This is a genomic window from Haladaptatus sp., assembly GCF_049589095.1.
Classification (GTDB): Archaea; Halobacteriota; Halobacteria; order Halobacteriales; family Haladaptataceae; genus Haladaptatus.
On the sequence record NZ_JBAWAC010000576.1, the window covers coordinates 1 to 1,931 of the forward strand.

The 1,931-nt window shown below is 59.9% G+C and carries 2 protein-coding genes; both read left to right on the forward strand.

The genetic code is table 11. The features are described from left to right. The first annotated feature begins 52 nt into the window (after positions 1-52). Positions 53-541, forward strand: a complete 489-nt coding sequence (locus WBV42_RS17995; protein WP_423987244.1) for a TspO/MBR family protein — start codon at positions 53-55, stop codon at positions 539-541. 61 nt (positions 542-602) lie between these two features. Further along, a complete protein-coding gene (gene dph2, locus WBV42_RS18000; protein ID WP_423987245.1) occupies positions 603-1,640 on the forward strand; it encodes a diphthamide biosynthesis enzyme Dph2 in 1,038 nt (345 codons plus the stop codon). Positions 1,641-1,931 lie beyond the last annotated feature (291 nt).

Consider the following 1,931-nt stretch of genomic DNA (forward strand, 5'->3'; position numbering starts at 1 on the left):
AACCGACGTAGTTCGGGGAAAGGAACACCCTTTTTCGTGTCGTAGCGAACGTATGGAGATAGTCAGCCGTCAATCGTTCTCGTGGCGTGAAGTGCCTGCCCTACTCGTGAGTATCGTCGTCTGTGAACTGGCGGGGATCGCTCCCTCGATCCTGACCGCAACCTCGGTGGCGACGTGGTACACGACGCTTCAAAAACCCGGCTTCACGCCGCCGAGTTGGGTGTTCGGGCCGGTGTGGACGACGCTGTATCTCTTGATGGGAATCGCGCTCTATCTCGTCTGGCGACGGGGTGACAACCGATTCGCGCTGGGTATTTTCGCCGTTCAACTCGTCCTGAACGCGAGTTGGACGCTCGTCTTCTTCGGCATGCAGTGGCCCGCGGGAGGACTGGCCGTCATCCTCGCACTGCTCGTCGCCATCGTCGCGACGATGGTCGCGTTCGCTCGCATCGACCGGCGGGCGGCCGCGCTGCTCGTTCCCTACCTCTGTTGGGTCAGCTTTGCTACCCTGTTGAACTACGAACTCTGGCGGCTGAACTGAGTGAGTAGGGGGAAAACCGGGAACGCCGGGGTTAAAAGTTCTCGGCCGCAAGGGAGGTATAATGAGCGAACAGAGCGGGTACAGCGAGGGAGACCTCCGAAACACCGGGATGGCTCTCAAACACGACCGGGAATGGGATTACGAACTCGAACGCATTATCGAAGCGGTCGACGAACGCGACGCCGAAAAAGTGGGACTGCAGTTCCCCGAGGGACTCAAACGCCGCGGCCCGCAGGTGGCCGACGACCTCCGCGAACTGCTGCCCGACGACGTGACGATTCTTCTCTCGGGGCAACCCTGTTACGGAGCCTGTGACCTGGACACTTACCTGATGAAGCGCACCGACGTGTTCGTCCACTTCGGCCATTCGCCGATGAAGAACACGGACAAGGTCATCTACGTCCCGCTGTTCTCGAACGTAGACGTCTTCCCCATCATGGAGGAGTCGATGGAGGAACTCGAAGTCGGCGACATCGGCCTCGTCACGACCGCTCAGCACATGAACCACTTCGAGCGGATGCGCGAATGGCTCGAAGAGCGCGGCTTCGACGTGCATACCCGGCGCGGAGACGACCGACTCACCCACGAGGGACAGGTTCTCGGGTGCAACTACGCCTCGGCGGACATCGACGCCGACCAAGTGCTGTACGTCGGCGGCGGGAAGTTCCACCCGCTCGGACTGGCGATGGAGCACCCCGACAAGACAGTCGTCATCGCCGACCCTGTCAACAACGTCGTCACCGTGGCGGATACGGAAAAGTTCCTCAAACAGCGCTACGGCGCGGTCCACCGCGCGATGGACGCCGAGAAGTGGGGTGTCATCTTCTGCACCAAAATCGGGCAGGGACGCTGGGATATCGCACAGGACATCATCGACGAGAACGAGAACGCCTACCTCATCACGATGGACGAGGTGACGCCCGACCGACTGCGCAACTTCGACATGGACGCCTTCGTCAACACCGGATGCCCGCGCATCACGACCGACGACGGTCCGCGGTTCCACAAACCCATGCTCACGCCCGGCGAGTACGAAATCGCCGTCGGCAACGAACCATTGGATTCCCTCGAATTCGACACCTTCCACGGCACGTGGTAGGAAAATATTTGTAGCGCTTCTCTCTCCCTTTTACCAACTCTGTCTAGCGGTGTCTCTCCCTTCGCGTGGAGAAACGCATCGAATTGGAATCAGTCGGAGTCGACTTCCGTGAGTTCGTTCACTCCGCTCACGAGGACTGCGTCAACGCAAGTGTTGGTTGGCTCTGACTTGCTTCGCTCGTCAGAACCCCGTCGAAACGAATTTCGACTGGCACCAGTTCGCTCCTTCGTCGCTCACTGGAACTCTGGAAGACAAACCGCGTCTTCCGTGCGCTGACTCACTCCTTCGTCG

What these genes read in the sequence shown, in the direction of transcription:
- WBV42_RS17995 (WP_423987244.1), top strand. Translation starts at nt 53, where the DNA reads ATGGAGATAGTCAGCCGTCAATCGTTCTCGTGGCGTGAAGTGCCTGCC.
- dph2 (WP_423987245.1), top strand. Translation starts at nt 603, where the DNA reads ATGAGCGAACAGAGCGGGTACAGCGAGGGAGACCTCCGAAACACCGGG.